The organism is Exiguobacterium sp. s36 (assembly GCF_018618345.1).
Classification (GTDB): Bacteria; Bacillota; Bacilli; order Exiguobacteriales; family Exiguobacteriaceae; genus Exiguobacterium; species Exiguobacterium chiriqhucha.
Genome location: NZ_JACSLW010000005.1, coordinates 1 through 24,892, shown reverse-complemented (window position 1 = coordinate 24,892; position 24,892 = coordinate 1). Strand labels below are relative to the sequence as shown.

Sequence of the window (24,892 nt, the reverse complement as noted above, 5' to 3'; positions counted from 1 at the left end):
GTGTAAGGTCTTGGTGTCGAAAAGTATTTGTAGATACTAATCATTACCCGTCTCGTGAGGACCCGAACCTGCTCGAAAACGGAAACGTTTTAAAATCAGGTCAATGAAAAAAAGGCCCTCCCACCGGAGGACCTCATTCAAGATGGGTCGGCTAAGAAGGCGAGCAACGCCGCCTCATCCCACACTTCGATGCCAAGTGACTCGGCTTTCGTCAATTTCGAACCTGCCTTCTCACCGGCGACGAGGAGGTCGGTGTTCTTGCTGACGCTGCCTGTGACGCTCGCACCGAGCAGTTCGAGTTGCTTCCCGGCTTCGCCACGCGTCATCTCATGCAGTTTCCCGGTCAAGACGACCGTCTTTCCGGCGAGTGGCGCATCGGCGTCGACCGGTCGTTTCGCACCTTTGAACGTCAAATTGACACCTGCCGCTCCGAGGTCACGGACGAGGTCACGCGCTTCCGGCTTCTCGAAGTATAAGACGATCGATTCAGCCATCTTCGTACCGATGCCATCGATGGACGTCAATTCGTCGACCGATGCCTCCATGACCGCTTCCATCGTCTCGAACCGTTCCGCAATCAACACGGCCGCTTTTTGGCCGACGAGGCGGATACCGAGCGCGAACAAGACACGCTCGAGCGAATTCTGTTTCGATTGTTCAATCGCCGCGAGCAGATTCGTCACCGACGTCTCGCCCATCCGGTCGAGCGCGAGCAACGCATCCCGGTCGAGACGATACAGGTCGGCCACGTTACGGACGAGGTCAGACGCATGGAGTTGCGTAATCACTTTCTCGCCGAGCCCATCGATATTCATCGCCGGGCGCGATACGAAATGAATCAGCCCTTCGAGCAGTTGGGCCGGGCATTCTGGATTGACGCAGCGATGGTCCGCCTCGCCTTCTAACCGGACGAGTTCAGATTCACAAGCTGGACAATGCGTCGGGAAGACGATTTCCGTCTCCTCCCCGGTCCGCTCACTGACGAGCGCCGAGACGACGGCCGGGATGACGTCCCCGGCTTTCTTGATGACGACGCGGTCTCCGATGTGAAGGTCCTTCTCTACAATGAAGTCCTCATTATGGAGCGTCGCATATGTCACGGTCGAACCGGCGACCGAGACCGGTGCAAAGCGCGCGCGCGGCGTGACTTTCCCGGTCCGTCCGACACTGAAGTCGACGTCTTCAATCGTCGTCACGACTTCCTCGGCCGGGAACTTATAGGCGACGGCCCAACGCGGACTCTTCGCCGTGAAGCCGAGCTGTTCTTGCTCTTCGTAAGCTGCGACTTTGATGACGATGCCGTCAATCTCGTACGGCAACTCCGACCGCTTCGTCACATACGTTTCAATATAGTCCCATAACTCATCGGCCGTATGACACGTCGTGTATTCTTGGCTGACGGCAATCCCGAGACGGCGCAAATATTCGAGCGACTCGTCATGCGAGGCGACGAGATCGTCCGTCGAGACGAGCCCGTAGGCGAAGAACGCCAAGTTCCGCGACGCCGCGATTTTCGAGTCGAGCTGCCGGAGCGAACCTGCCGCCGCATTGCGTGGGTTGGCGAATAGTGGTTCGCCGAGGCGTTCCCGCTCGTCGTTCAAATGTTCGAACGACCGTTTCGGCATGTACGCCTCACCGCGCACCTCGAACGTGACGTCCTCGTTCAACCGGAGCGGAATCGAGCGGATCGTCTTCAAGTTTTGCGTGATGTCTTCCCCAGTCGTCCCGTCCCCGCGCGTCGCGCCACGGACGAGCCGACCCTCTTCGTATTTCAGCGACACGGCGAGCCCGTCAAACTTGAGCTCGGCGACGAACAGCGGACTATAGCCGAGATCTTTCTCAATCCGTTCGACCCATTCGACGAGTTCTTCTTTGGAGAAGACGTTCCCGAGCGACAGCATCGGCGTGTCATGTGTCACTTTGACGAACGCATCGAGCGGGACGCCGCCGACACGTTGCGTCGGTGAATCCGGACTCCGGAGTTCCGGATAGTCCGTCTCGATTTCAATCAATTCGTTCATGAGACGGTCGTATTCCGCATCCGGAACACTCGGTCGGTCGAGCACATAATATTCATACCCGTATTGATTTAACTTTTGACGAATCGCTTCAACGCGTTCTGCCATCTCCATATGATCACCTCACGCTTTTTCGATTGGGGCAAACTTGGCGAGCAGGCGCTTGATGCCGACGGCCGGGAAAGCGATATCGAGCTCGAGCTGATCGCCTTCGCCACGCGTCTGAACGACCGTGCCTTGTCCCCATTTCTTATGATTGGCCTTGTCCCCAACGTTCCAACCGATTGATTCGGCGCCGGACGACTGGGCAAGTTTTGGTTTCGGTTTCGAGCTGAAGCCGTTCACAGGAAGTTTCCCCGGCGACTCGACTGGATTCCATGGCATCGGCTTCTTCGCTTTGCCCGATCGCTCCAAGAGCGTCTCTGGCAACTCGTGCAAGAAGCGCGACTCCGGGTTGTTTTGGAAACGCCCGTACAACATGCGGGACTGGGCCCGTGTCAAATAGAGACGCTTCTCGGCCCGCGTGATGCCGACGTACGCGAGACGGCGTTCTTCTTCCATCTCTTCCGGGTCGTTCAAGGCACGGCTGTGCGGGAACAACCCTTCTTCCATCCCAATCAAGAAGACGACCGGGAACTCAAGTCCCTTGGCCGAGTGTAGCGTCATGAGTGTGACTTGGTGTAACTCGTCGACTTCTTCGAGCGTGTCGAGGTCCGAGACGAGCGTCAAATCGGTCAAAAAGGCGACGAGTGTCTGCTCGTCACTCTCTTTCTCAAAATTTTGGGCGACCGAGAGGAACTCTTGCAAGTTCTCAAGGCGGCTCTCGGCTTCGAGCGTCTTCTCGATTTTGAGCATCTCTTCGTAGCCTGACTTCTTCAACACTTCTTCAATCAATTCCGAGATGGACAAGTAGTCGGCCATTTGACGCAAATCGACCATCAATTGACGGAACTCGGCGAGCTTCGTCGCTGTGCGCGGCGCAATGCCCGACAGTTCGATGTCACGAATCGCTTCCATGAGCGACACGCCTTGCATCCCGGCGAAGTCGCCGAGCTTATCGACCGTCGCGGCGCCGATGCCGCGCTTCGGTTCGTTGACGACACGGACGAATGAGATGTCCTCGTCTGGGTTGGCGATTAAGCGCAAATACGCCAAGATATCCTTGATTTCTTTTCGTTCATAGAACTTCGTCCCGCCGACCATCTTATACGGGATGTTCGACTTGAGGAGCATTTCCTCGAGTCCGCGCGATTGGGCGTTCGTCCGGTACAGGACGGCCATCTCACCGTAATCGATGCCTTCTTGGCGGAGCTCCTTCATCTGATTGATGATGAAGAACGCTTCATCCCGGTCATCCGAGGCGACATGCAAGAGGAGTTTCTCGCCTTCGACGTTCTCGGTCCAGAGCTGCTTGTCTTTTCGACCCGAGTTGTTTTGAATGACACCGTTCGCCGCTTCCAAAATCCGCTTCGTCGACCGATAGTTTTGTTCGAGCAAGATGACGTGCGCGCTCGGATAATCCTTCTCGAACGTCAAGATGTTGGCGATGTCGGCGCCGCGCCAGCGATAAATCGACTGATCCGAGTCACCGACGACACACAGGTTCTCATGCGCCTGCGCGAGCAGCTTGACGAGCGTGTATTGGGCCCGGTTCGTATCTTGATACTCGTCGACGTGGATGTATTGGAACTTCTTCTGATAAAACACGAGCACGTCCGGCGCTTCTTGGAACAACTGAATCGCCTTCATGATCAAGTCGTCAAAGTCGAGCACATTGTTCTGCTTCAATTTCTTCTCATACGCCGTGTAGACGTCCGAGATGACTTTCTCGTACGGATTGTTGCCGACGAGTGCGGCCGCGTCTTGCGGCGTGCGTAGCTCGTTCTTATGGTTCGAGATCATACCGAGGAGCGTCCGTGGCTCATATTTTTTCGGGTCAAGGTTCAACTCTTTAAGCACTTGCTTGATGGCCGTCAACTGATCGGACGAGTCGAGAATCGAGAAGTTCCGGTCATAACGGATGCGATCGATGTCACGCCGTAAAATCCGGACACACATCGAGTGGAACGTCGAAATCCAAATATCGTCCGCGACGCCACCGACGAGGCGGGCGATCCGGTCTTTCATCTCGCGAGCCGCTTTGTTCGTGAACGTAATGGCGAGAATGTTCCACGGCGCGATTTGTTTCGACGCCATCAAGTAGGCGACGCGATGCGTCAAGACACGTGTTTTCCCAGACCCTGCCCCGGCCATGATGAGCAACGGGCCGTCTGTATATTTGACCGCCTCCGCTTGCGGAGGGTTCATGCCTTTGACTAATTCTTCACTCAAGTTATACATAATCGTTTCCTTTCCCTATCCAAACATTTGTTCTTATTTTATCGGAGTGCTGCGACAGTCGCAAGCGCTCCTTCGAAATTGTCATAAATCACATTGCCGACGACGATCGTATCCACGTGTTCAGCCATCACCCGGGCCGACTCGTATCCGGTGATACCGCCCCCATAAAACAGATGGGCGTCCGGCACCGCTAGCCGCAATTCTTGGACGAGCTCGACCGATCCGAACGTGCCGCTATACTCCACATACAAGGAAGGCAGGTGGAACAAGCGATGTCCCGCTTCCGCATAGGCGATGGCTGTCTCGATGGACAAATCGGTCTTCGCCTCGGTCACGTGGGCCACTTTCGCATCTGGATTCAAGACGATATACCCTTGTCCGGTCACATCAGCATGAAACAAGTGTCCGTATCGTTCGAACGCCCTCGTTTGATGACCGATGACCCAGTCCACGGTGCCCGCGTTCAAGACGGTCGGAATGAAATAGTGGTCGAAGCCTCGAATCACTTGCTCGGGATGGCTCATCTCGAGCGCGAGCGGGATGCCGCATCCTTCGAGACGAGTATAGAGCGCGAACGTGTTTTCCGCGTCGACCCCGTCCGTCCCACCGATGAGGAAAGCGTCCGTGCCCGAACGGATGAGCGCTGCGAGCGCCGAATCATCGAGCGGTTTATTCGGATCAAGTTTAAAGACGTGGCGCCACGATTGAAAATCCATTCGGCTTCCCTCCCATTCGATACCTTCTCTAGTGTAGCGATTTTTCCCGTCGCTTGCATCTGTTGAACAAAAAAAGACTTGCCGAGGCAAGTCTCAAGCACGTCTGGCTTGCGTCTTTTGTTCGCGGGCCGTCATCCATTTGGCGACGACGAGTGCGAACAGTCCGTAAACCGGGATGAACCAGAGCGGATTGGCCAAAAAGAAGCCGAGCACTGGAATCTCGAGTAACGGTGAATCTGGCGAGCAGAGCGCTGTTCCGTTCACGACCGCGATGAACGGTAAGACCGGGACGGCGAACACGTAACCAAAGTTGATCCAAAAAGCCTTCATGATTTGAGCTCCTTAGCCTAAGATGATTGATTCTTTCGGATAGTTGTACATCCGTTTCGGCTGTCTCCGCTGCAAAATCAAGATGAAGGCGATGACACCGATTCGACCGATGAACATTAAAATCGTGAGTACCCATTTTCCGACGTTACTGAACTCTGCCGACAGACCGACCGACAAGCCGGTCGTTCCGAACGCCGAGCACGCCTCGAACAAGATGCGGGTAAGCGATGCGTCTTCAAAGAAGGTGAGCACCATGACCCCCGTGAGCAGGACAGCGAGTGACACCGTGATGATGACGAACGCTTTCCAAATATCCTCGAGCACAATCTCGCGCCCGAAAATTTTGATGGACGAGTCCCCGCGAATGAACGCGACGACCCCGAGCACGGCGACGGCGAACGTCGTCGTCCGAATCCCCCCGCCGACCGAGGACGGGGACGCCCCGATGAACATCAGAATCGATAACAATAACATACTGCCTTCCGAGAACAGGTTGACGTCTACCGTCGTCAAGCCCCCGTTTCGCGTCGTCACGGACTGGAACAAGGAATCCGAGAGCGCGAGCCAGAGCGGTAAACCTTTGAACGCGTTATTGTATTCAAATAGAAACAAGCCGACGGTCCCGACCGCGATCAATCCGAAGAACGTGGATACCGTCAATTTCGTGAACAACGAGAAGCGGCGCGGGAAATTCTCGCGTTTTCGCATAATGCGGTTCGTCAAATAGGTGCGAATCTCGACGAGGACCGGGAACCCGATGGCGCCACCGGTCATGAGCGCGATTTGCGTAAAGATGACGAACGGGTCTTCCCGGAACGGCGCGAGCGAACTGCCGGTGATATCGAACCCCGCGTTCGTCGTCGCACTGATCGAACCGAACAGCCCTTGCAGGAACGCCTCTCTGGCCGTATCAAAGTAATTTAAGTAATGGATTCCGAGCATGATTGCCCCAATCGCTTCAATCGTGATAACGGTGATGACAATTTCCGCAATATACTTCACGATTCCAGACATCGACGTCTGGTTCTGGTCCCGTAAAATCAGCTGACGCTCACGAAAGCCAATCCGCTTTCCGAGCAAAATCCACATGATGACGTGCAAACTGATCAGACCGACCCCGCTCACTTGAACGATGAACAGGATGATGAACAGCCCGAACGTCGAAAACGTATCCGTCACGACGATTGGCGTCAAGCCGGTGACGCTGACACAGCTGACCGCAAAAAAGACGAGATCGGTGAATGTGATCGTGACACCCGGCTGTCGCGCAATCGGTAAGGCGAGCAGAATGACAGACAACACGACCGCCGCGCTGTAAATCAACACGAGTGTCTGGACCGGTGTCAGCTTCCGGAAGAACAGCTGTAAATTTCGTTTCATAAACTTGTCTTGCATCTCGCCCCTCCTCTCCCATCAAAAACAAGATGACTCTTACGAGTCACCTTCTGATTGTTTTAGACGTTCAAGGGCAAGATCATAACCGCCAGACCCGTAGTTCAAGCAACGCTTGACGCGGGAAATGGTGGCTGTCGAAGCACCTGTCGCTTCTTCAATTTTATGATATGTGCTACCTTCACGAATTTGACGGGCTACTTCAAGCCGTTGGGCGAGCGCCTGTACTTCGTTCACGGTCGCTAAATCTTCAAATAGTTGATAACAATCTTCGAGTGTATCGAGCTTCAAAATCGCCTCAAATAGCTGATCGAGCTCTCGTCCTCGTAATTTATCGAGTTGCATCCGCAAGCATCCTCTCTCATCGTACTTCTTTATCATTCTAAAGCACGACCGGCTCGGACTCAACTGTTCATCGTAAAATCGCCGGAAATAGTATTTGTTTCTTCATCACTTCGTAAATCCCGAGCGGTGTGGCCCGCACATATGGCAAGTGCGTTGACGCCAAGAACAAGAGCGTATAAATCGGGTCTTCGAATTTGTATCCACGAATCAGTAGCTCGGCCCGCAACCCTTCTTCTTGGACAATCAACCGTTCGACCGGCTCCTTCGACGTCATTCCACAGAGCGGGAGCGGGATTTCCGCGATCACCTCACCGCGGTCGACAAGGACGATGCCGCCGCCAAGTTCCTTCATCCGCTCGAAAGCCGTCAACATGTCTTGTTTGCATTTCCCAAGAATCAAATAGTCACCGCTAATCGAATACGAACTGACGAGGCCTCCGAAGTCGTTGGCGAATCCTTTCAGCACCGTATTGAGGCGCCATTTCCCTTCTTTATCGAGCAGCATGAGGAACGACTCGTCCCCGTCACGTGGCAGCTCATCTTGTCCGGTATCGTGCGTGATTTTGAACAGCTTCATGATGACCGAGTTGACCATGTCGAGCCCGACCGGCATGCTGAACGATAAGTCGTTCGGCGTCAGTTCGATGTCGACGTTCGTCGACGGCATCAAGGCAAGCGCCGCATCGACGAGCTCGTTCGGAAATTCGGACGTCCCGTCCCGATAAATCCATTGCCCTTTGGCAATGACAGCGCTCGGGCGTGGCTCATCAACCGCATCCAAAATATTGAGATGGGCGATGCGTCCCGGCGCAATCGAACCGAGGACGTGATCGAGCCCGAAGTGTCGCGCCACGTTCAACGAGACGATGCGGTATGCTTCAATTGGAGGCAAACCCGCCTCAATCATGATTTTCACGAGCGCGTCTTGTAACCCGTCTTGATAAAATCCTGGCGTCGACCCGTCTGTCGTGACCATCACATGATCGAACGCCTCGAGTCCGGCGTCGAGCAGACCACGGATGAGTCCCGGAAGGTCAGGACGAATGGAAGAGTGACGGAGTGTTGTCGTATAGCCGTGTTCGAGCCGGCAGAGCGCTTCTTCGGCCGTCATCGCTTCATGGTCGCTGTGAACACCCATCAACGCCATCTTCGTCAACGTCTTCGCCGAAGCCCCTGGGAAGTGTCCTTCGACCGGGAGACCGCACGTCTCCGCATCGAGCATCCACTGAAGCATCTCGTCATCACCTTTTAACGTCCGTGGCCAGGCCGTCAATTCTCCGGCCATGATGACGTCCGGGTGATTGAACCAAGCGTGAATCCGCTCGGAGTCGACGAGAACGCTATCACGGTCAAGTTCGGTCTGCGTATCGAGACGCGCCCACCAGTACGTGCTCGTCGGAAGCTGTTGCATCGCTTCCAGTTGCGCAAACGCTTGCTCCTTATTTTGTAAAAAAAGAAGCATGTTGTCATTCACGAGCGTTGTCGTCCCCCGCTCACCTGCATACTTCGACAGCGTCGCCGGATTATATAGTTGGAATGGATGCGCGTGCGGCTCGATATAGCCCGGCACGATGTATTTCCCTGACATATCCACCGTTTCGACGGCAGCTTTCGGTACATCTGGCCCGACATAGACGATTCGGTCATGCTCAATCCATATGTTTGCTTGTTTCCACTGCTTGACGTACATATTTAAGTATGTGGCATTCGTCAATACGAGCGAAGGTGGTCTGACTTGGCTCACGACTTCTAATTGTGACCGAATCATCGCTTTAGACCACGGTGCCCGCGCCGATCGTTTTGGTGGCATCGAACCCAATCCTCCCTTAATCGCCTCGCCATTATTATTAGAAAATAATTTTGTAAGCGTTTTCTTTCATATGATTCAAGTTTACCTTTTCTCTGAAAGGCTCGCAAGCTATGTTGCCCATTGTAACGGAATTCACATGAAATTCACACAAATAAAGACGTCTCCCGCGGGAGACGCCTTCACCAATCGTACATCGTGACCGTCTTTTTCAAATAATGCTCGAGTTGAGCGAGCGGAACGGGCTTGCTGTAATGATAGCCTTGAATGAGGGAGCTGCTATGTTCGAGCACGAAGGCAAGCTGTTCCGGACGTTCGACTCCTTCGGTGACGATATCGAGCCCGAGCGTGTGGAACGTCTGATATAACCCTTCGAGCAACGCCCGGTCGAACGTGTTCTCCGGAATCCCTTTGACGAAATTCTGGTCGATTTTAATCAAGTCGAGTTGGAGCGACTGTAAAAACGACAGCGACGACGTGCCGACCCCGAAGTCATCGAGCGAGATTTTGACGCCGATGGCCTTGAGCGATTGAATGAACTGCTGAAGTTCGTATAAATTGCCGCCGACCTCGCTCTCGGTGATTTCCACATGGAGACGGTGAGGGTCAAATCTCGAACTCATCAACACTCGTTCTAATGAAGCTAAAAACGAACCGTCGGCGATTTGGCGCTTCGACACGTTAATCGAAAGGAACAAGTGATGTCGTTCCACGTGGTCTTTCATCTCTGTGACCGCTTGTTCGAGCACCCAACGACCCAAATCAGAGATGAGACCGAGCTGTTCGGCGACAGGGATGAAGAGTCCAGGTGAGATTTGACCTTTCGTCGGATGGTTCCAACGAATGAGCGCCTCGACGCCACGTACGGCAAACGGTCGCGGCGACACGATCGGTTGATAATACAGTTCGAATTCATCATGTTCGAGCGCATGGCGCAAGTCACGCTCCATCTCGAGCGTCTGTAAGTAGTGGCTTCCATCCTCGATTTCTTGGAACGTGAGCACTCGATTCTTTCCTGACAGTTTTGCCTCATGAATGACGACATCGAGCCGTCCCATCATCATCTCGTACGTATGGTGCGGTTCGGCACAAGTGAACACATCGATACCGATTGTCGCCGCCATCCCCTTCACCCCGTTGACTTCGGCCCAATCTTTCAAGTCTTTGATCAAACGCCGGGCGACCGGCTGCAATTGTTCGAGCGTCCAGCTTGGGTGGACGAACATGAATTCATCGGCACCGATTCGGGCGACAAATCCGTCTTCTTTATAAAAGTTGAGTCGGGAAGCGATATAAATCAGGACGGCGTCGCCTGTCCGGTGTCCGTACTGGTCGTTGATGCGCCGGAAATCGTCCAAGTCCAAACCGAGCACCCCGATTTGGTCTTGTTTGCCGCGTACGTTCGAGAAGTAGTCCTCAAGCGCGAGCCGGTTCGGGAGCAATGTCAACGCGTCACGAAACGCCCGATCAATCACTTCGGCACGTGTGTCTTCGAGTGCCGCGAGCACTTCATTCATGCTCGTCGCCATCTGTTCAATCTCATCGTGGCTGTTCGCATCACGACTGAGCCGGAGCCGACTATCCCGTTCGAGCGTGATCACTTTCAACTCACTGACGATTTCCATGAGACGTCGAATCACGACCCGGTGAATCGTCCACAGCAACGAAAAGAACAGACCGAGCCCAAGGACGACGAGGGCAATCATCCCGAGTCGCAACATCGCCACCGTATTTTCATAATGTGTTTGTTCGACGGTGAATTTGACTTCGAAATCAGACTGTTGAAACACGGTGCCAAGCGGAATCACGACCTCGGTCCCCGCATCGCCATCCGTGATAACCGTCTGATTTTGACGCGCAGGTTGAATCGTCAATGGAATTTTCGTCTGGGTGCTCATGTCCGCCAGAAATGCCGGGTCGACGAACTCGATCATGACGAGCGTACCTTGACTTGGACCACTACTATCACTTCGTAAAATCGGGTGACTGACGTACAGCGTCGGACCGAAATCACTCGCATAGATGCCGTTTTGCGTACCTTCCTGACTGCTTAATCGAGAAGTGACCGCCTTGATGAGCGTTTGTTGATCGGTTTTAGACAACGTCGTGCTCGCTGAACGGAACGACGAGTAGAACGCTTCTCCGTCCCGGTCCAAATAGACGATGGCATTGACGCTCAAGTTTTCAAGCGATTCCTCGCTAATGTTACTTTGGACATAGGAGGCGTTCCGTCGTTGAACGAACGTGTACGTGTCATTCCAGACGGCCCAATCGACGAGTGTGCGCTCGAGCGTATGCTTCCGATTGGCGAGCGTCTCTGACACGCTCGCGACTTGACTCTCGACCGTCTGCCGATCTTGTTCCATGCTTTTCTCGATAAAATAAGGGCGGACCCCAAAAAAGATGACTCCGACAAACACGACTATATTCACGGCCACCGCAATCATGAGCTTCGTCCGAATGCGCACGTCGACCACCTTCTTCCTTCAATCTACTCCATTATTGTAGAGCAGGAAGCGTGAATTCCCTTCTTTTCGCATGAAAAAAAGGACGGGTTGACCCATCCTTTAAAAAATACGTGCCAACGCCCGTCCCCCGATGTCTCGACGGTAGAACGTCTGTGGCAAATCAAGTTGTTCGAGTGCCGCATAGACGGCATGTTTTGCTTCGAGCAAGGTCGGTTTTGTCGACGTGAGCACGAACAAGCGTCCCCCGTTGCCGACGATGTCCGCCCCGTCACGGGTCGTGCCCGCATGGAACACGAGCACATCGTCTCGTAAGTCACCGAAGCCTGATAGTACCTGTCCGGTCGTCGCTCGATCAGGATAGCCTTCTGCCGCGACGACGACTCCAATCGTATAGCCTTCCACCCATTCAATCGGATACGGTTTCTGGTCCACGACCGCCTCGATGACGTCGAGGAGAGGCGATGCCAAGTTCGGGAGAATGACCTCAGTCTCTGGATCGCCGAACCGAGCGTTGAACTCGATCACTTTCGGGCCATCCGCCGTCAAGATGAGGCCTGCATACAAGAACCCTTCGAACGGAGTACCTCGTTCGACCATCGTCCGCGCGAGCGGGAAGAGCACGCGCTCGACCGCTTCCGTGTACACGGCATCGTCGAGATGAGGCATCGGGCTATATGCGCCCATGCCACCCGTATTCGGCCCTTTGTCGCCGTCAAACGCACGTTTGTGATCTTGTGACGTGATCATCGGGATGACGTGCTCGCCTGAGACGAACGCCATGAGCGAGAACTCTTCCCCGTCTAAAAACTCTTCGATGACGACACGGGACTGATCCCCGAACTTATCGGTGCCGAAGATGTCGTGAATCGCCGCCCGCGCCTCATCGAGTGTGAACGCGACGGTCACGCCTTTCCCGGCAGCGAGTCCGTCCGCTTTGACGACGAGCGGGGCTTCCGACTGATCGATATGACGTAGCGCCGACGCTGCGTCGGTAAACGTATCATATCCCGCTGTCGGAATATTTGCTTCGCGCATCACTTCTTTGGCGAACGCCTTGCTACCCTCGAGGAGCGCTGCCGCTTTCGTCGGTCCGAAGATGTGTTGACCTTCTGCTTGGAACGTATCGACGACACCGGCCATCAGGGCCGATTCGGGGCCGACAATCGTCCAGTCGATTCCTTCGCGCTTCGCAAACCCAACAAGGGCCGAGACATCCGTCTCTTCAATCGGCACGCACGTCACACCGTCCATATTGAGATTACCTGGGGCGACGAACACATCATGTCCGTCTTGTCCCAGTTTCCAGGCGAGCGCGTGTTCACGGCCGCCACGTCCAATGACGAGTACGTTCATCTTATCGCTCCTCTCAATGTTTGAAGTGTCGAACTGACGTGAACACCATCGTGATGCCGTGACGGTTCGCCGCTTCGATCGACTCTTCGTCACGAATCGATCCGCCCGGTTGAATGATGGCCGTGATCCCGGCCGCAGCCGCAGCCTCGACCGTATCGCCCATCGGGAAGAACGCATCGCTACCGAGAGCGGCCCCTTGAGCACGTTCCCCTGCTTGTTCGAAAGCGATTTTCGCCGCGCCGACGCGGTTCATCTGTCCCGCACCGATGCCGATTGTCGTCTCGTCTTTGGCGACGACGATGGCGTTGGATTTCACGTGTTTCACGACACGCCACGCAAGTTTCAAATCTTCCCATTCAGACGCCGTCGGACGACGATCCGTCACGATTTGGCATGACGCATCATCGAGTGTGACGTCGTCCCCATCTTGTACGAGGAGACCGCCCGCGACGGCTGTCAAGCGCATCCCTGTCATCTGGCCCATGTCGAGCGTCAATAACCGAAGATTCTTTTTCTCTTTCAATCGGTCAAGTGCTGCCTCACTAAAGGATGGCGCGATGATGATTTCTAGGAAGATGTTGCGGAGCGCCTCTGCCGTTTCCACATCGACTTCACGGTTCAAGGCGACGATGCCTCCAAAAATCGAGACCGGATCGGCCGCATGGGCTCTTGAGAACGCCTGGCTGATTGTCTGTCCGACAGCGACACCGCACGGGTTCATATGTTTGACGACGACCGCTGCCGGCTCCGTCAATTCGCTGAGCGCCTCGAGCGCCGCATTCGTATCTTGGATATTGTTATATGAGAGTTCTTTGCCGTGCAGTTGCTTCGCGTTCGCGAGCGTCATCCCGTGATAGAGCGGCGTCTTATAAAACGCTGCCTGCTGGTGCGGGTTTTCCCCGTAACGGAGGTCTTGTACTTTCTCATACGTGACCGTGAGCTGTTCCGGGAACGTCTCGCCGATCTGCTGCCCTAAATAGTCGGCAATCAAGGCGTCATACGCCGCCGTGTGACGGAACGCTTTTGTGGCAAGACGTTGACGTGTTTCGAACGTCGTCCCGCCGGCACGAACCGCTTCGGTCACATGACCGTAGTCGGCCGGGTCAACGACGACCGTCACGCTAGCATGGTTTTTCGCGGCTGAACGGAGCATGCTCGGTCCACCGATATCGATATTTTCAATCGCTTCTTCATACGTCGCATTCTCTTTCGCAATCGTCTCTTTGAACGGGTATAAGTTGACGACGACATAGTCGATTGGCTCGATGTCGTGGTCTCTCATCTGTTCGACGTGCGAGTCCAAATCGCGGCGTCCGAGCAGGCCACCGTGAACGAGCGGATGGAGCGTCTTCACGCGTCCGTCGAGCATCTCTGGGAACGACGTCACTGCTGAGATGTTTTTTACCGGAAGGCCGGCTGCGATGAGCGCTGCTTCCGTCCCGCCTGTCGAAATGAGTTCGATGCCCGCTTCATGCAACGCCTGCGCGAGCTCGACGATTCCTGTTTTATCTGACACACTCAGTAATGCTCTCACTTGAAAACCTCCTGTTGGATAAACACTTGTTGTAGTACGCGCGGATAGAGCTGATGCTCGACCGCTTGGATGCGTCTTGCCGCTTCGGCCGCATCACAGCCTGCGATGGCGACGTCTTGTTGGGCGATGATTGGTCCCGTGTCCATCCCGGCATCTACGTAATGAACCGTGACCCCGCTCGTCGGCACATTCGCCGCGAGCGCCTGACCGATGGCGTCTTTTCCAGGGAACGCCGGTAAGAGCGACGGATGGATGTTGATGATTTGCTTTGGATACGCGGTAAGCAGCACGTCCCCAATCAACCGCATATACCCGGCCAAGACAATATAGTCGGCGCCGAGTGCCTGTAGTAGGACGAGTATTTCTTGTTCGAATTCCGCTTTTGAGGCGTACGTCTTCGGTTCGAACGAGAAGGTCGGGATGTTGAACCGATCGGCCCGCTCGAGTACTTTCGCTTCTGGTTTGTCCGTGACGAGCAGGACGCATTCCCCTGACAAGTCGCCTCGGTCAATGGCTTGCCAAATCGCTTCGGCGTTGCTACCGGACCCGGAGGCGAAGATGGCAAATTTTTTCACTGGTCGACCCCCATGATGCGGACACCCGGTTTGGCATCGACTTTCCCGATGCGATGCGACGTCTCTCCGGCGCGCTCGAGCGCAGCTTCGACAGCTTCGACATCTTCAGGACGGACTGCGATCATGAAGCCGATACCCATATTGAACACGTTGAACATCTCTTGTTTCGAGACGTGCCCGACTTGTTCGAGCCAGTCGAACACGGGCAGGCTCGGCCAATTCGATGCGTCGAATGTGACACCGAGGCCTTCCGGCAGCATGCGTGGCACGTTCTCGTAAAAACCGCCGCCCGTGATATGGGCCATGCCTTGGACACGCCCCGTCGCGATGGCCGCTTTCGCCGCCTCGGAATAGATGCGCGTCGGCAACAAAAGGGCGTTCCCGAGCGTCGTGTCGAGCATGGCGATCTCATCAGTGTAGGCGAGCCCTTGCGATTCGACGATATGGCGGACGAGCGAGAATCCGTTTGAATGGACACCCGATGATGCGAGTCCGAGGACGATGTCCCCCGCTTCAATCGTCCGTCCATCGATCAGTGCTTCCTTCTCGACGACACCGACGGCGAATCCGGCGATGTCATATTCGCCGTCCGGATACATCCCCGGCATCTCGGCCGTCTCGCCTCCAACGAGGGCACAGCCCGCTTGGACACAGCCTTCGGCGACTCCTGCGACGATGCGCTCAAGTTTGGCCGGTTCCGCTTTTCCGGTCGCGATATAGTCTAAGAAATAAAGCGGTTCGGCCCCGTGGACGAGACAGTCATTGACACACATCGCCACACAGTCAATTCCAATCGTATCATGTTGGTCGAGCGCGAACGCGAGTTTGAGTTTCGTGCCGACCCCATCCGTTCCGCTGACGAGAATCGGATGTTTCAACTGCATCGAGCCAAGGTCAATCATCGCCCCAAAACTACCGAGCCCGGTCATCACTTCTGGACGCATCGTCCGTGCAACGTGACGCTTCATGCGTGATACTGCCTCATAGCCTGCCTCTAAATTCACACCCGCTTGTTCATATCTTAAACTCATCGTCAGTCCCCCTCAAGCTTTTGTCTCTGTTACAAGTTCCGCCAGTTCAGTTGGATAAAGTCCGGTGAAGCAAGCGGCGCACTGCCCGCGCAAGTTCCCTTCGAACGGCCGGTCGATTGCTTCGACCGTCCCATCCAATGTGAGGAACGCCAGTGAATCGGCCCCAATCTCTTCTTTAATCTCTTCGATGGATTTGGTGGCCGCAATCAACTCTTCCTTTGATGATGTATCGATGCCGTAATAGCACGGATGCTTGATCGGTGGTGACGTGATGCGCACATGCACTTCGGTCGCCCCGGCTTCACGGAGCAGTTTGACGATGCGTCGGCTCGTCGTCCCGCGAACGATTGAGTCGTCGACCATGATGACCCGCTTCCCGTTCACGACACCTCGCAGCGCCGACAGTTTCATCTTGACGCCGCGCTCCCGTAACTCTTGCGACGGTTGAATGAACGTCCGGCCGACGTATCGGTTTTTGATGAGTCCCATCTCGTACGGAATCCCGCTCGCCTCAGCGTAACCGATGGCCGCTGAGATACTCGAATCAGGGACGCCGGTGACGACGTCCGCTTCAACCGGTGCCTCGTCGAACATCTTTTTCCCCATCGCCTTACGGGCCGTGTGCACGTTGACGCCATCGATGATCGAGTCCGGCCGCGAGAAGTAGATGTATTCCATTGAACACATCGCGCGGACCGAGGCCTCGCTGTACCGCTCCGATACAATCCCGTCTTGCGTGATCATAAGGAGTTCCCCTGGCTCGACATCACGTACGTACGTCGCCCCCACGACGTCGAACGCACATGTCTCTGAGGCGAACACGTAGGCTCCGTCCTCGGTCTGGCCGAGCGAGAGCGGACGTAATCCGTGAACATCGACTCCGACGTAGAGCGCGTCTTCCGTTAAGAAGAGGAAGGCGAACGCTCCGACGAGACGAGCCAAGCTATCCGCGATTCGCTCTTTCATCGAGTTGCCGCGGCTCCGCTTAATCAAGTGGGCGACGACTTCCGTGTCAGATGTCGTCTGAAAAATCGCACCTTCCGCTTCGAGCATATGTTTCAACTCGTTGGCGTTGACGAGATTCCCGTTGTGCGCCATCGCCAAATCGCCCGTGAGCGACTTGAAGTGGAGCGGTTGGACGTTCTCGAGCGTGTTGCCGCCTGCCGTCGAATAACGGACATGACCGATAGCGTGATGCCCGGTCAATGCATCGAGCGACGGTTCGTCGAACACTTCAGCGACGAGGCCGAGCCCGCGTTTGGCGTGCAAGCGCTCGCCGTCAGCCGTGACGATGCCTGTCCCTTCTTGTCCCCGGTGTTGCAGGCTGTGGAGGCCGTAGTAGGCGAGATGTGACGCTTCGTGGTGATTAAATACCCCGAATACCCCGCACTCCTCGTTCATGCCTCGGATGTCATATAACATGGAATAGCTCCTTCCCATACCCGTTCAAGTTCCGTGACGTCCATTTCGATTAGGCGGTCGCTCGCACGCACCGTCAATTGTGGCGTGTCTGTCACCTGTCCGATGCGTGTCGCCTTCGTCAACTTCGCGAACGCATCGGCCTGATGTGGCGCGACTGTGATGAGGAACCGTGACTGTGATTCGCTGAAAAGTGTCGTCACGAGATCTGTGTCGACTGTGACGTCTGCGCCGAAGCCCGTGCCGAACACGAGTTCAGGGAGTGCTGCGGCGAGTCCACCTTCCGATACGTCGTGGGCCGCCGTGACAAGTCCTTCCCGGATTGCTGCGAGGAGCGCTTGTTGCTGACGGCTCTCCGTCTCCAGGTCAAGCGTCGGCGCCTGTCCGCTCACTTGACCGTCTTGCAACATTTGAAGCGCACTGCCACCGAACTCAGGTTTTGTCTCCCCGAGCAAGAAGATGATGTCGCCTGCTGCTTTCGCGAACGACGTCGTGATATGTTCCGGTTTGTCAATCAAGCCGACCATGCCGACGACCGGCGTCGGATAAATCGCCGTCCCGTTCGACTCATTGTAAAGCGAAACGTTCCCACCGATGACTGGTGTGTTGAGGGCACGGCACGCTTCTGCCATCCCTTCGACAGCTTGATCGAGCTGCCAAAACCCTTCTGGCTTGTCCGGGCTACCGAAGTTCAAGCAGTCCGTGAGGGCGAGCGGTGTGGCGCCGCTGACAACGATGTTGCGCGCTGCCTCTGCGACCGCAATCGCACCACCGACACGTGGGTCGAGGTACACGTATTTGGCGTTGCAGTCCGTCGTCATCGCGAGTGCTTTGTCTGTGTCGCGAATCCGGATGACGGCCGCATCACTTCCTGGCGCGACGACAGTTGACGTTTGGACCATATGGTCGTATTGCTCATACACCCAACGTTTCGAGGCAATCGTCGGCATGGCGAGCACGTCTTTCCATGTCGTGAGTACGTCCGTGACGACCGGTTGGACCGGTGCCATCGCTTGGAACGTCTCATAATATGCCGGTACTTTCGACGGCTTATGGTAGACCGGTGCGTCTTCTGCGAGCGCGTCGACCGGTACTTCGGCTGCGACTTCCCCGTGATGGAGAAGACGGAGTATTTTTTCTTCGATGACGACACCGACTTTGATCGCATGAAGTCCCCACTTCGTGACGATTGCTTCGATTTCATCTTCATGCCCTGCCTTGACGACGAGAAGCATCCGCTCTTGTGACTCGGACAACATCATCTCGTAAGGCGTCATATCAGCCTCGCGTTGTGGGACGAGGTCGAGGTTCATCTCGATACCCATGCCTGCCTTCGATGCCATCTCGGCCGAAGACGACGTGAGACCAGCCGCTCCCATGTCTTGGATCCCGACGAGGGCTGGGTGCTTAATGACTTCCAAACACGCCTCAATCAACAGTTTCTCCATGAATGGGTCCCCGACTTGGACGGCCGGGCGTTTCTCGTCCGCATCCTCACCGAGTTCTTCCGAGGCGAACGTCGCCCCGTGAATGCCGTCGCGTCCTGTCGTTGCGCCGACGTACATGACCGAGTTGCCGACACCTTCGGCAATCCCTTTTTGAATGTCTTCATGGCGAATGAGTCCGACGCACATCGCGTTGACGAGCGGGTTGCCGGCATAGGCCGGGTCGAACGCGACTTCCCCACCGACCGTCGGGATGCCGACACAGTTGCCGTAACCGGCGATGCCGGAGACGACGTGGCCGAAAAGATGTTTCACACGTGATTCGTTCAAATCTCCGAAGCGGAGCGAGTTGAGGAGTGCGACCGGTCGCGCGCCCATCGAGAAGATGTCGCGGATAATCCCGCCGACACCTGTCGCCGCACCTTGGTACGGCTCAATCGCCGATGGATGGTTATGGCTCTCGATTTTGAATGCGACGGCCTGGCCATCGCCAATGTCGACGATGCCGGCACCTTCCCCAGGTCCTTGAAGGACGTGTTTCCCAGTAGTCGGGAATTTCCGGAGGACAGGCTTCGAGTTTTTGTACGAACAGTGTTCAGACCACATGACCGAGAATAACCCGATCTCTGTGTAATTCGGCTCACGACCGAGCAGTGAGACGACGAGCGCGTATTCCTCATCGGTCAAGCCCATCGTGGCGTAAAGTCGCTCTTCACGGATGTGTGTTGCTGTCGGTTCAGTTGTAAGTAGCATGTCGAGTCCCCCATTTCACCATCGAAGTGAATAATCGTTTGCCATCTTCCCCGCCTAAGAGTGCTTCGACCGCTCGTTCCGGGTGTGGCATCATTCCGAGTACGTTACCTTGTACGTTCGTGATTCCTGCGATATTCGCGACCGATCCATTCGGATTGTCGGTATACGTGAAGGCGATTTGCCCGTTCGCTCGGAGCGTCTCGAGTGTCGCCTCGTCACAGTAGTAGTTGCCTTCCCCGTGCGCGATTGGGACTTGAATCGTCTCCCCGAGCTCATAATCGTTCGTGAACATCGTCTCGTTCGTTTCGACTTTCAATTCGACTGTCTTGCACATGAACTTCAAATCACGGTTGCGCATCAATACGCCCGGTAGGAGTCCCGCTTCGACGAGCACTTGGAATCCGTTACAGACGCCGAGCACTGGACGCCCTTCTTCGGCGAATCGTTTCACTTCGTTCATAATCGGTGAGAACTGGGCGATGGCACCACAGCGCAAGTAGTCCCCGTATGAGAAACCGCCTGGTAGGAGCACACCGTCGTACCCATCAAGCGACGTTTCCGTATGGAACACATAGTCCGCTTCTTCGCCGAGGACATCTTTTACGGCATGATACATGTCGAGGTCACAGTTCGATCCGGGGAAGACGATGACAGCGAATTTCATGCGAGTACCCCCATCTCGATTCGATAGTTCTCGATAACCGTGTTGACGAGCAACTTCTCACACATGTCACGCACCATCGCTTCGGTCGTCTCATCTACCACTTGAAGCTCGATGACTTTCCCGATGCGTACCGACTCTACCCCTGTAAAACCGAGATGTTCGAGCCCACCTTTTACGGCGACGCCTTGTGGATCCAGTACACTTTCACGTAATGTCACGTACACGTTTACTTTTTTCATCGGTCCATTCCCCCTATGCGTGTTAACAGTTGGCTGTATGTGTCTGTCAGAGATCCAAGGTCTCTGCGGAAAACGTCTTTATCGAGCTTTTGTTTCGTCTCTTTGTCCCAAAGCCGGCACGTGTCTGGTGAGATTTCATCGGCAAGGATGATCGTGCCATCGACTTTACCGAACTCAAGTTTGAAATCGATTAAATCGATGCCATGTTCATTGAAGAAATCGAGCAACACATCGTTGACCCACAGACCAAGTTGTCGCAATGTTTCGACTTCTTTGTGTGTGGCAACTTGCAGTAAACGGATATGATCCTCCGTTAAGAGTGGATCTCCGAGTGCGTCATCTTTATAGTAAAACTCGACAATCGGTGACAGGAGCGGTGTCCCTTCTTCCCAACCGAGTCGTTTGGCAAGGCTTCCGGCGGCGACGTTGCGAACGACGACCTCGAGCGGAATGATGTCGACACGGCGCACGAGCTGCTCGCGATCCGATAGTCGCTTAATGAAATGCGTCGGAATCTTGTTATCGTGCATGAGTTCGAACAAGCGCGTCGTGATGGCATTGTTCAACACGCCTTTGCCGGCGATTGATTCTTTCTTCTCCCCGTTAAATGCTGTCGCGTCGTCTTTATAATAAACGCGGAGCACACCCTGTTCTTCAGTCTCAAATAACGCTTTCGCTTTACCTTCGTAGATTGCTTCCATCTGTATCGTCCCCCTTAAAAGTGAGAGGGGCATGAAGCCCCTCAACGATCACAAACCACAGCGTTCAAAAATGACATCGACACGGCGCACGTGATGGCTCGGGTCGAATAGGTCGTCGAGCTCGTCACTCGTGAAGAGTGCGCCCATCTCGGCGTCTTGTTCAATCAAGGTGCGGAACATCGTCTCTTCTTCCCACGCTTGCATCGCCTTCGGTTGAACGGCATCATAAGCGGCTTCGCGCGACCATCCTTTTTCAATCAACGCGAGCAAGATGCGTTGGGAGAAGATAATGCCAAACGTCCGGTCCATGTTCCGGCGCATATTGTCCGGGAAGACCGTCAAGTTCTTCACGATATTGCCAAAGCGGTTCAACATGTAGTTGAGGAGACTCGTCGCATCCGGAAGAATGATCCGTTCTGCTGATGAGTGTGAGATGTCACGTTCATGCCAGAGTGGGACGTTCTCATATGCCGTCACCATATGACCGCGAATGACACGGGCCAAGCCGGTCATGTTCTCTGAACCGATCGGGTTACGTTTATGCGGCATTGCTGACGATCCTTTTTGTCCTTTGGCGAAGAATTCTTCGACCTCACGTGTCTCTGTCTTTTGGAGGCCGCGAATCTCTGTCGCCATCTTCTCAATCGATGTGGCAATCAATGCGAGCGTGGACATGTATTCGGCGTGTCGGTCACGTTGTAACGTCTGCGTCGAAATCGGTGCTGCTTGAATCCCTAATTTGTCACACACATACGATTCGATGAACGGATCGATGTTTGCGAACGTACCGACCGCACCACTCATCTTACCGAATTCAATCGTCTCACGGGCTGCCATGAACCGTTTCTTGTTGCGCTTCATCTCTTCGTACCAAAGGGCGAGCTTCAATCCGAACGTCGTCGGTTCTGCGTGGACACCGTGTGTACGGCCCATCATGATGTCATACTTATGTGCTCTAGCTTTTTCAGCGAGGATGTCGATGAAACGGTCGATGTCAGCTTCTAAAATATCGTTCGCTTGCTTAATCAAGTACGATAAGGCCGTATCGACGACGTCTGTCGAAGTCAGTCCGTAATGCACCCACTTCTTCTCTTCACCGAGTGTCTCTGAGACGGCACGGGTGAATGCGATGACGTCATGACGTGTCTCTTGCTCGATTTCAAGGATGCGTTCGACATCAAACGATGCCTTGTCCCATAAGACGGCGACATCTTCCTTCGGGATGATACCAAGTTCGCTCCACGCCTCGCAGGCGTACAGCTCTACTTGGAGCCATGCTTCAAATTTATTCTGGTCTGTCCAAATCGCCGCCATCTCAGGACGGGTATAACGTGAAATCATAAAACGGTCTCCTTCCAAATTGCCAATTGTTCGATGGTCTGAAGCGCTTCTTCGACGGAAGCAGCAATCACGTTCAAATGTCCCATTTTCCGCCCCTGCTTCGCTTCTTCTTTCCCATACAAATGTAGTTTAACATTCGACGGTAACGTTTGCGGGTTCAGCTCGTCCATATGTTCGCCTAACAGGTTGACCATGACGATTGGTGTGTAAAGCGTCGTTCGTCCAAGCTTCATCCCGGTGATTGCCCGAATGTGTTGCTCGAACTGTGATGTCTCACAGGCATCAATCGTGTAATGCCCTGAGTTGTGAGGGCGTGGCGCAAGTTCATTCACGTACAATGAACCGTCTTCCATAATGAACAACTCAACCGCAAGCGTACCGATCAATCCGATGTGGTCAGCGAGTTGGAGGGCCAAATGACGCGCCTCTTCTAAAATATCAGGCTCCACTCGTGCCGGTACAATCGAAAGATGTAAAATATTGTTTCGATGAATGTTCTCGCTGATGGGGAACGTCGTCGTCTCGTGCGTCCCTCTCGTCACGATTACAGAGATTTCTTTTTTAAAAGGAAGCCAAGCTTCGGCCACATATTCCGTCTCTTCGAACTGATCTGTGAACGAGCGTACGTCTTGTTCTGAACGTATTACGATTTGACCTTTACCGTCATAACCAAAACGGCACGTCTTAATCACGAACGGAAAACCTAACACGTCTCTTGCTCGAATGACATCACGGACGGAACGGACTGGAACGTACGGTGCGACTTGAAGACCTGCCCCTTCAATCATTTGTTTTTCAAAGATTCGATGCTGTGTCGCCTTCAAGACATCCATCCCTTGAGGACATTTGTCAGCAATGGCCTCAATCATCGCCGTATCGATGTTCTCAAATTCATAGGTGATGACGTCTGAACGATGTGCAAGTTCACGTGCTGCCGTTACGTCGTCGAATGCAGCGACGATGCTTGGTGCGACCTGAGCGGCGGGCGCGTTTGAGTTTGGATCGAGGCTTAGCGTTTCGTACCCCATAGCACTCGCACTGAGAGACATCATTCGACCTAACTGACCTCCACCTAAAATGCCGATTCTCATTAGATCAGTTCCTCCGTTGCTTGAAGTGCCATATCGCGCTTCGCTTGGCGATACGTATCTAGGCGTTCAACTAGTGCGGGGAATTGCAGGCTGAGGATTTGAACGGCGAGTAGGGCCGCGTTTGTCGCACCGGCACGTCCGATAGCGACCGTTGCTACTGGTACTCCTGCAGGCATTTGAACAATCGAGAGCAAGGAATCAAGTCCATTTAACGCTTTAGATTGAACAGGCACTCCGATGACAGGAAGCGTTGTTTTCGCTGCGACCATTCCCGGTAAATGGGCTGCTCCTCCTGCGCCTGCAATGATGACTTGTATGCCTCTCGCACGGGCCTCTTCAGCATATTCAAACATTAAGTCCGGCGTCCGATGTGCCGAGACAACTTGTTTTTCATATGGAATACTCAACTCTTCCAGGATGTCACAAGCATGACGCATCGTTTCCCAATCAGACGAGCTACCCATGATCACACCTACCGTTGCCTTCATTCAAATGTCCCCCTTAAATAAAGAAATCCCTAAACCGAATAACCAGTTTAGGGTATAGGCCACGACAAAAAAATGTCGACTATACCCCATAGTCTGATCAGAATCGGCGATCAGGTAGAAACTTGCGAGCCATTTCCTCGCGATTATATGGAGCACTATTTAATTTGTTATTAACTCACACGCCTATCGTACCTTGTTCATTCAAAACATGTCAACAAAATGCGAACAATTTAATTGTCTGAATATTTATCGTTCGTCTTTAGTGTTGTTGAAATACAAAAAAACCGCCACGCATTCGTGACGGTTTGGCATTATGATTCGAGAGCAACGCACTCAAACAAAATCGATTGATGGGAATGTACAGGTTCGTCTTTGGTTCCCGTTTGTTCAAAGACAGGCTTTTCAATCCTACGTACCGGGCGATACCCCATTTGAGCAATTCGATTTAAACAGTCATCGATTGTCTCGTTTGGCTCGACGTATACTTTGATTTTTTTGGCCATCTGTTCTTCCTCTCTTTCATTTGAATCACGATATAAATAAAAAAGCGGCGGCCCTTGAGCGAATGCTCCAGAACCACCGTTTGCCTGGCGACGTCCTATCCTCACAGGGGGAGACCCCCAACTACTTTCGGCGCTGAAGTGCTTAACTTCCGTGTTCGGCATGGGAACGGGTGTGACCACTTCGCCATCGCCACCAGACATAGAGAGATCGTTCTCTCAAAACTGAAGACTCATCAATTCACACAAACCATTAGACTAGATCAAAGCCTCGACCGATTAGTATCATTCAGCTCCACACGTCGCCGTGCTTCCACCCATGACCTATCTACCTCATCGTCT

21 protein-coding genes, 2 rRNA genes and 1 riboswitch are annotated in these 24,892 nt (G+C 54.2%); all 23 genes read right to left on the bottom strand.

What is annotated here, in order from left to right; all coding sequences use genetic code 11:
• Positions 1 to 137 precede the first annotated feature (137 nt).
• Positions 138 to 2,132: an NAD-dependent DNA ligase LigA gene (gene ligA, locus KNP95_RS11255; protein ID WP_214802952.1), complete on the bottom strand. Its 1,995-nt coding sequence runs from the start codon at positions 2,130 to 2,132 to the stop codon at positions 138 to 140.
• Between the two features lie 9 nt (positions 2,133 to 2,141).
• Positions 2,142 to 4,358 (bottom strand): DNA helicase PcrA, encoded by a 2,217-nt coding sequence (gene pcrA / locus KNP95_RS11250; RefSeq protein ID WP_214837166.1) that lies wholly within the window; start codon positions 4,356 to 4,358, stop codon positions 2,142 to 2,144.
• Positions 4,359 to 4,396: 38 nt separating this feature from the next.
• Positions 4,397 to 5,074: a heptaprenylglyceryl phosphate synthase gene (gene pcrB / locus KNP95_RS11245; RefSeq protein ID WP_214837163.1), complete on the bottom strand. Its 678-nt coding sequence runs from the start codon at positions 5,072 to 5,074 to the stop codon at positions 4,397 to 4,399.
• 93 nt (positions 5,075 to 5,167) lie between these two features.
• Complete coding sequence (locus KNP95_RS11240) at positions 5,168 to 5,404, bottom strand: hypothetical protein (protein ID WP_214837159.1); 237 nt, start codon at positions 5,402 to 5,404, stop codon at positions 5,168 to 5,170.
• Positions 5,405 to 5,416: 12 nt separating this feature from the next.
• Positions 5,417 to 6,799, bottom strand: a complete 1,383-nt coding sequence (locus KNP95_RS11235) for a TrkH family potassium uptake protein (RefSeq protein WP_214837156.1) — start codon at positions 6,797 to 6,799, stop codon at positions 5,417 to 5,419.
• Positions 6,800 to 6,835: 36 nt separating this feature from the next.
• A complete protein-coding gene (locus KNP95_RS11230) occupies positions 6,836 to 7,141 on the bottom strand; it encodes a YerC/YecD family TrpR-related protein (RefSeq protein ID WP_021065204.1) in 306 nt (101 codons plus the stop codon).
• 67 nt (positions 7,142 to 7,208) lie between these two features.
• Positions 7,209 to 8,951, bottom strand: coding sequence for an adenine deaminase C-terminal domain-containing protein (locus KNP95_RS11225; protein ID WP_131472918.1), 1,743 nt, complete (start codon positions 8,949 to 8,951; stop codon positions 7,209 to 7,211).
• Positions 8,952 to 9,130: 179 nt separating this feature from the next.
• Positions 9,131 to 11,416 carry a bifunctional diguanylate cyclase/phosphodiesterase gene (locus KNP95_RS11220; RefSeq protein ID WP_353048991.1) on the bottom strand — a complete coding sequence of 762 codons (2,286 nt, stop codon included), beginning with the start codon at positions 11,414 to 11,416 and terminating at the stop codon, positions 9,131 to 9,133.
• A 99-nt stretch (positions 11,417 to 11,515) separates the two neighbouring features.
• The gene (gene purD / locus KNP95_RS11215) at positions 11,516 to 12,769 is read right to left on the bottom strand and encodes a phosphoribosylamine--glycine ligase (RefSeq protein ID WP_214837149.1); all 1,254 of its coding nucleotides are present in this window, start codon (positions 12,767 to 12,769) and stop codon (positions 11,516 to 11,518) included.
• A 13-nt stretch (positions 12,770 to 12,782) separates the two neighbouring features.
• Positions 12,783 to 14,303 (bottom strand): bifunctional phosphoribosylaminoimidazolecarboxamide formyltransferase/IMP cyclohydrolase, encoded by a 1,521-nt coding sequence (gene purH / locus KNP95_RS11210; protein ID WP_214837146.1) that lies wholly within the window; start codon positions 14,301 to 14,303, stop codon positions 12,783 to 12,785.
• Positions 14,300 to 14,878: a phosphoribosylglycinamide formyltransferase gene (gene purN / locus KNP95_RS11205; RefSeq protein ID WP_021065199.1), complete on the bottom strand. Its 579-nt coding sequence runs from the start codon at positions 14,876 to 14,878 to the stop codon at positions 14,300 to 14,302. The genes purH and purN overlap by 4 nt, the downstream gene beginning before the upstream one ends.
• Entirely contained in the window at positions 14,875 to 15,909 is a 1,035-nt protein-coding gene (purM, locus tag KNP95_RS11200) for a phosphoribosylformylglycinamidine cyclo-ligase (protein WP_021065198.1), read from the bottom strand. The genes purN and purM overlap by 4 nt, the downstream gene beginning before the upstream one ends.
• Positions 15,910 to 15,921: 12 nt before the next feature.
• Positions 15,922 to 17,331, bottom strand: a complete 1,410-nt coding sequence (gene purF, locus KNP95_RS11195; protein ID WP_058765678.1) for an amidophosphoribosyltransferase — start codon at positions 17,329 to 17,331, stop codon at positions 15,922 to 15,924.
• Positions 17,307 to 19,526, bottom strand: a complete 2,220-nt coding sequence (gene purL / locus KNP95_RS11190; RefSeq protein ID WP_214837143.1) for a phosphoribosylformylglycinamidine synthase subunit PurL — start codon at positions 19,524 to 19,526, stop codon at positions 17,307 to 17,309. Before purL ends, purF begins: the two co-directional genes overlap by 25 nt.
• Positions 19,510 to 20,190, bottom strand: a complete 681-nt coding sequence (purQ, locus tag KNP95_RS11185) for a phosphoribosylformylglycinamidine synthase subunit PurQ (RefSeq protein WP_029596116.1) — start codon at positions 20,188 to 20,190, stop codon at positions 19,510 to 19,512. The genes purL and purQ overlap by 17 nt, the downstream gene beginning before the upstream one ends.
• Positions 20,187 to 20,429, bottom strand: a complete 243-nt coding sequence (purS, locus tag KNP95_RS11180; protein WP_214837140.1) for a phosphoribosylformylglycinamidine synthase subunit PurS — start codon at positions 20,427 to 20,429, stop codon at positions 20,187 to 20,189. The genes purQ and purS overlap by 4 nt, the downstream gene beginning before the upstream one ends.
• On the bottom strand, positions 20,426 to 21,130 hold the full coding sequence (gene purC, locus KNP95_RS11175) for a phosphoribosylaminoimidazolesuccinocarboxamide synthase (protein ID WP_021065193.1): 705 nt from the start codon (positions 21,128 to 21,130) through the stop codon (positions 20,426 to 20,428). Before purC ends, purS begins: the two co-directional genes overlap by 4 nt.
• A gap of 48 nt (positions 21,131 to 21,178) precedes the next feature.
• Complete coding sequence (gene purB / locus KNP95_RS11170) at positions 21,179 to 22,471, bottom strand: adenylosuccinate lyase (RefSeq protein ID WP_021065192.1); 1,293 nt, start codon at positions 22,469 to 22,471, stop codon at positions 21,179 to 21,181.
• Positions 22,468 to 23,562 (bottom strand): 5-(carboxyamino)imidazole ribonucleotide synthase, encoded by a 1,095-nt coding sequence (purK, locus tag KNP95_RS11165; protein ID WP_214837136.1) that lies wholly within the window; start codon positions 23,560 to 23,562, stop codon positions 22,468 to 22,470. Before purK ends, purB begins: the two co-directional genes overlap by 4 nt.
• Positions 23,562 to 24,050 (bottom strand): 5-(carboxyamino)imidazole ribonucleotide mutase, encoded by a 489-nt coding sequence (gene purE, locus KNP95_RS11160; protein WP_021065190.1) that lies wholly within the window; start codon positions 24,048 to 24,050, stop codon positions 23,562 to 23,564. The genes purK and purE overlap by 1 nt, the downstream gene beginning before the upstream one ends.
• 69 nt (positions 24,051 to 24,119) lie before the next feature.
• Positions 24,120 to 24,221, bottom strand: a riboswitch (purine riboswitch).
• 140 nt (positions 24,222 to 24,361) lie between these two features.
• Positions 24,362 to 24,553 (bottom strand): NETI motif-containing protein, encoded by a 192-nt coding sequence (locus KNP95_RS11155; RefSeq protein ID WP_021065189.1) that lies wholly within the window; start codon positions 24,551 to 24,553, stop codon positions 24,362 to 24,364.
• A gap of 82 nt (positions 24,554 to 24,635) precedes the next feature.
• Positions 24,636 to 24,751 (bottom strand): 5S ribosomal RNA (rrf, locus tag KNP95_RS11150).
• 58 nt (positions 24,752 to 24,809) lie between these two features.
• Positions 24,810 to 24,892: ribosomal RNA gene (locus KNP95_RS11145) — 23S ribosomal RNA — on the bottom strand; the annotation flags it as partial.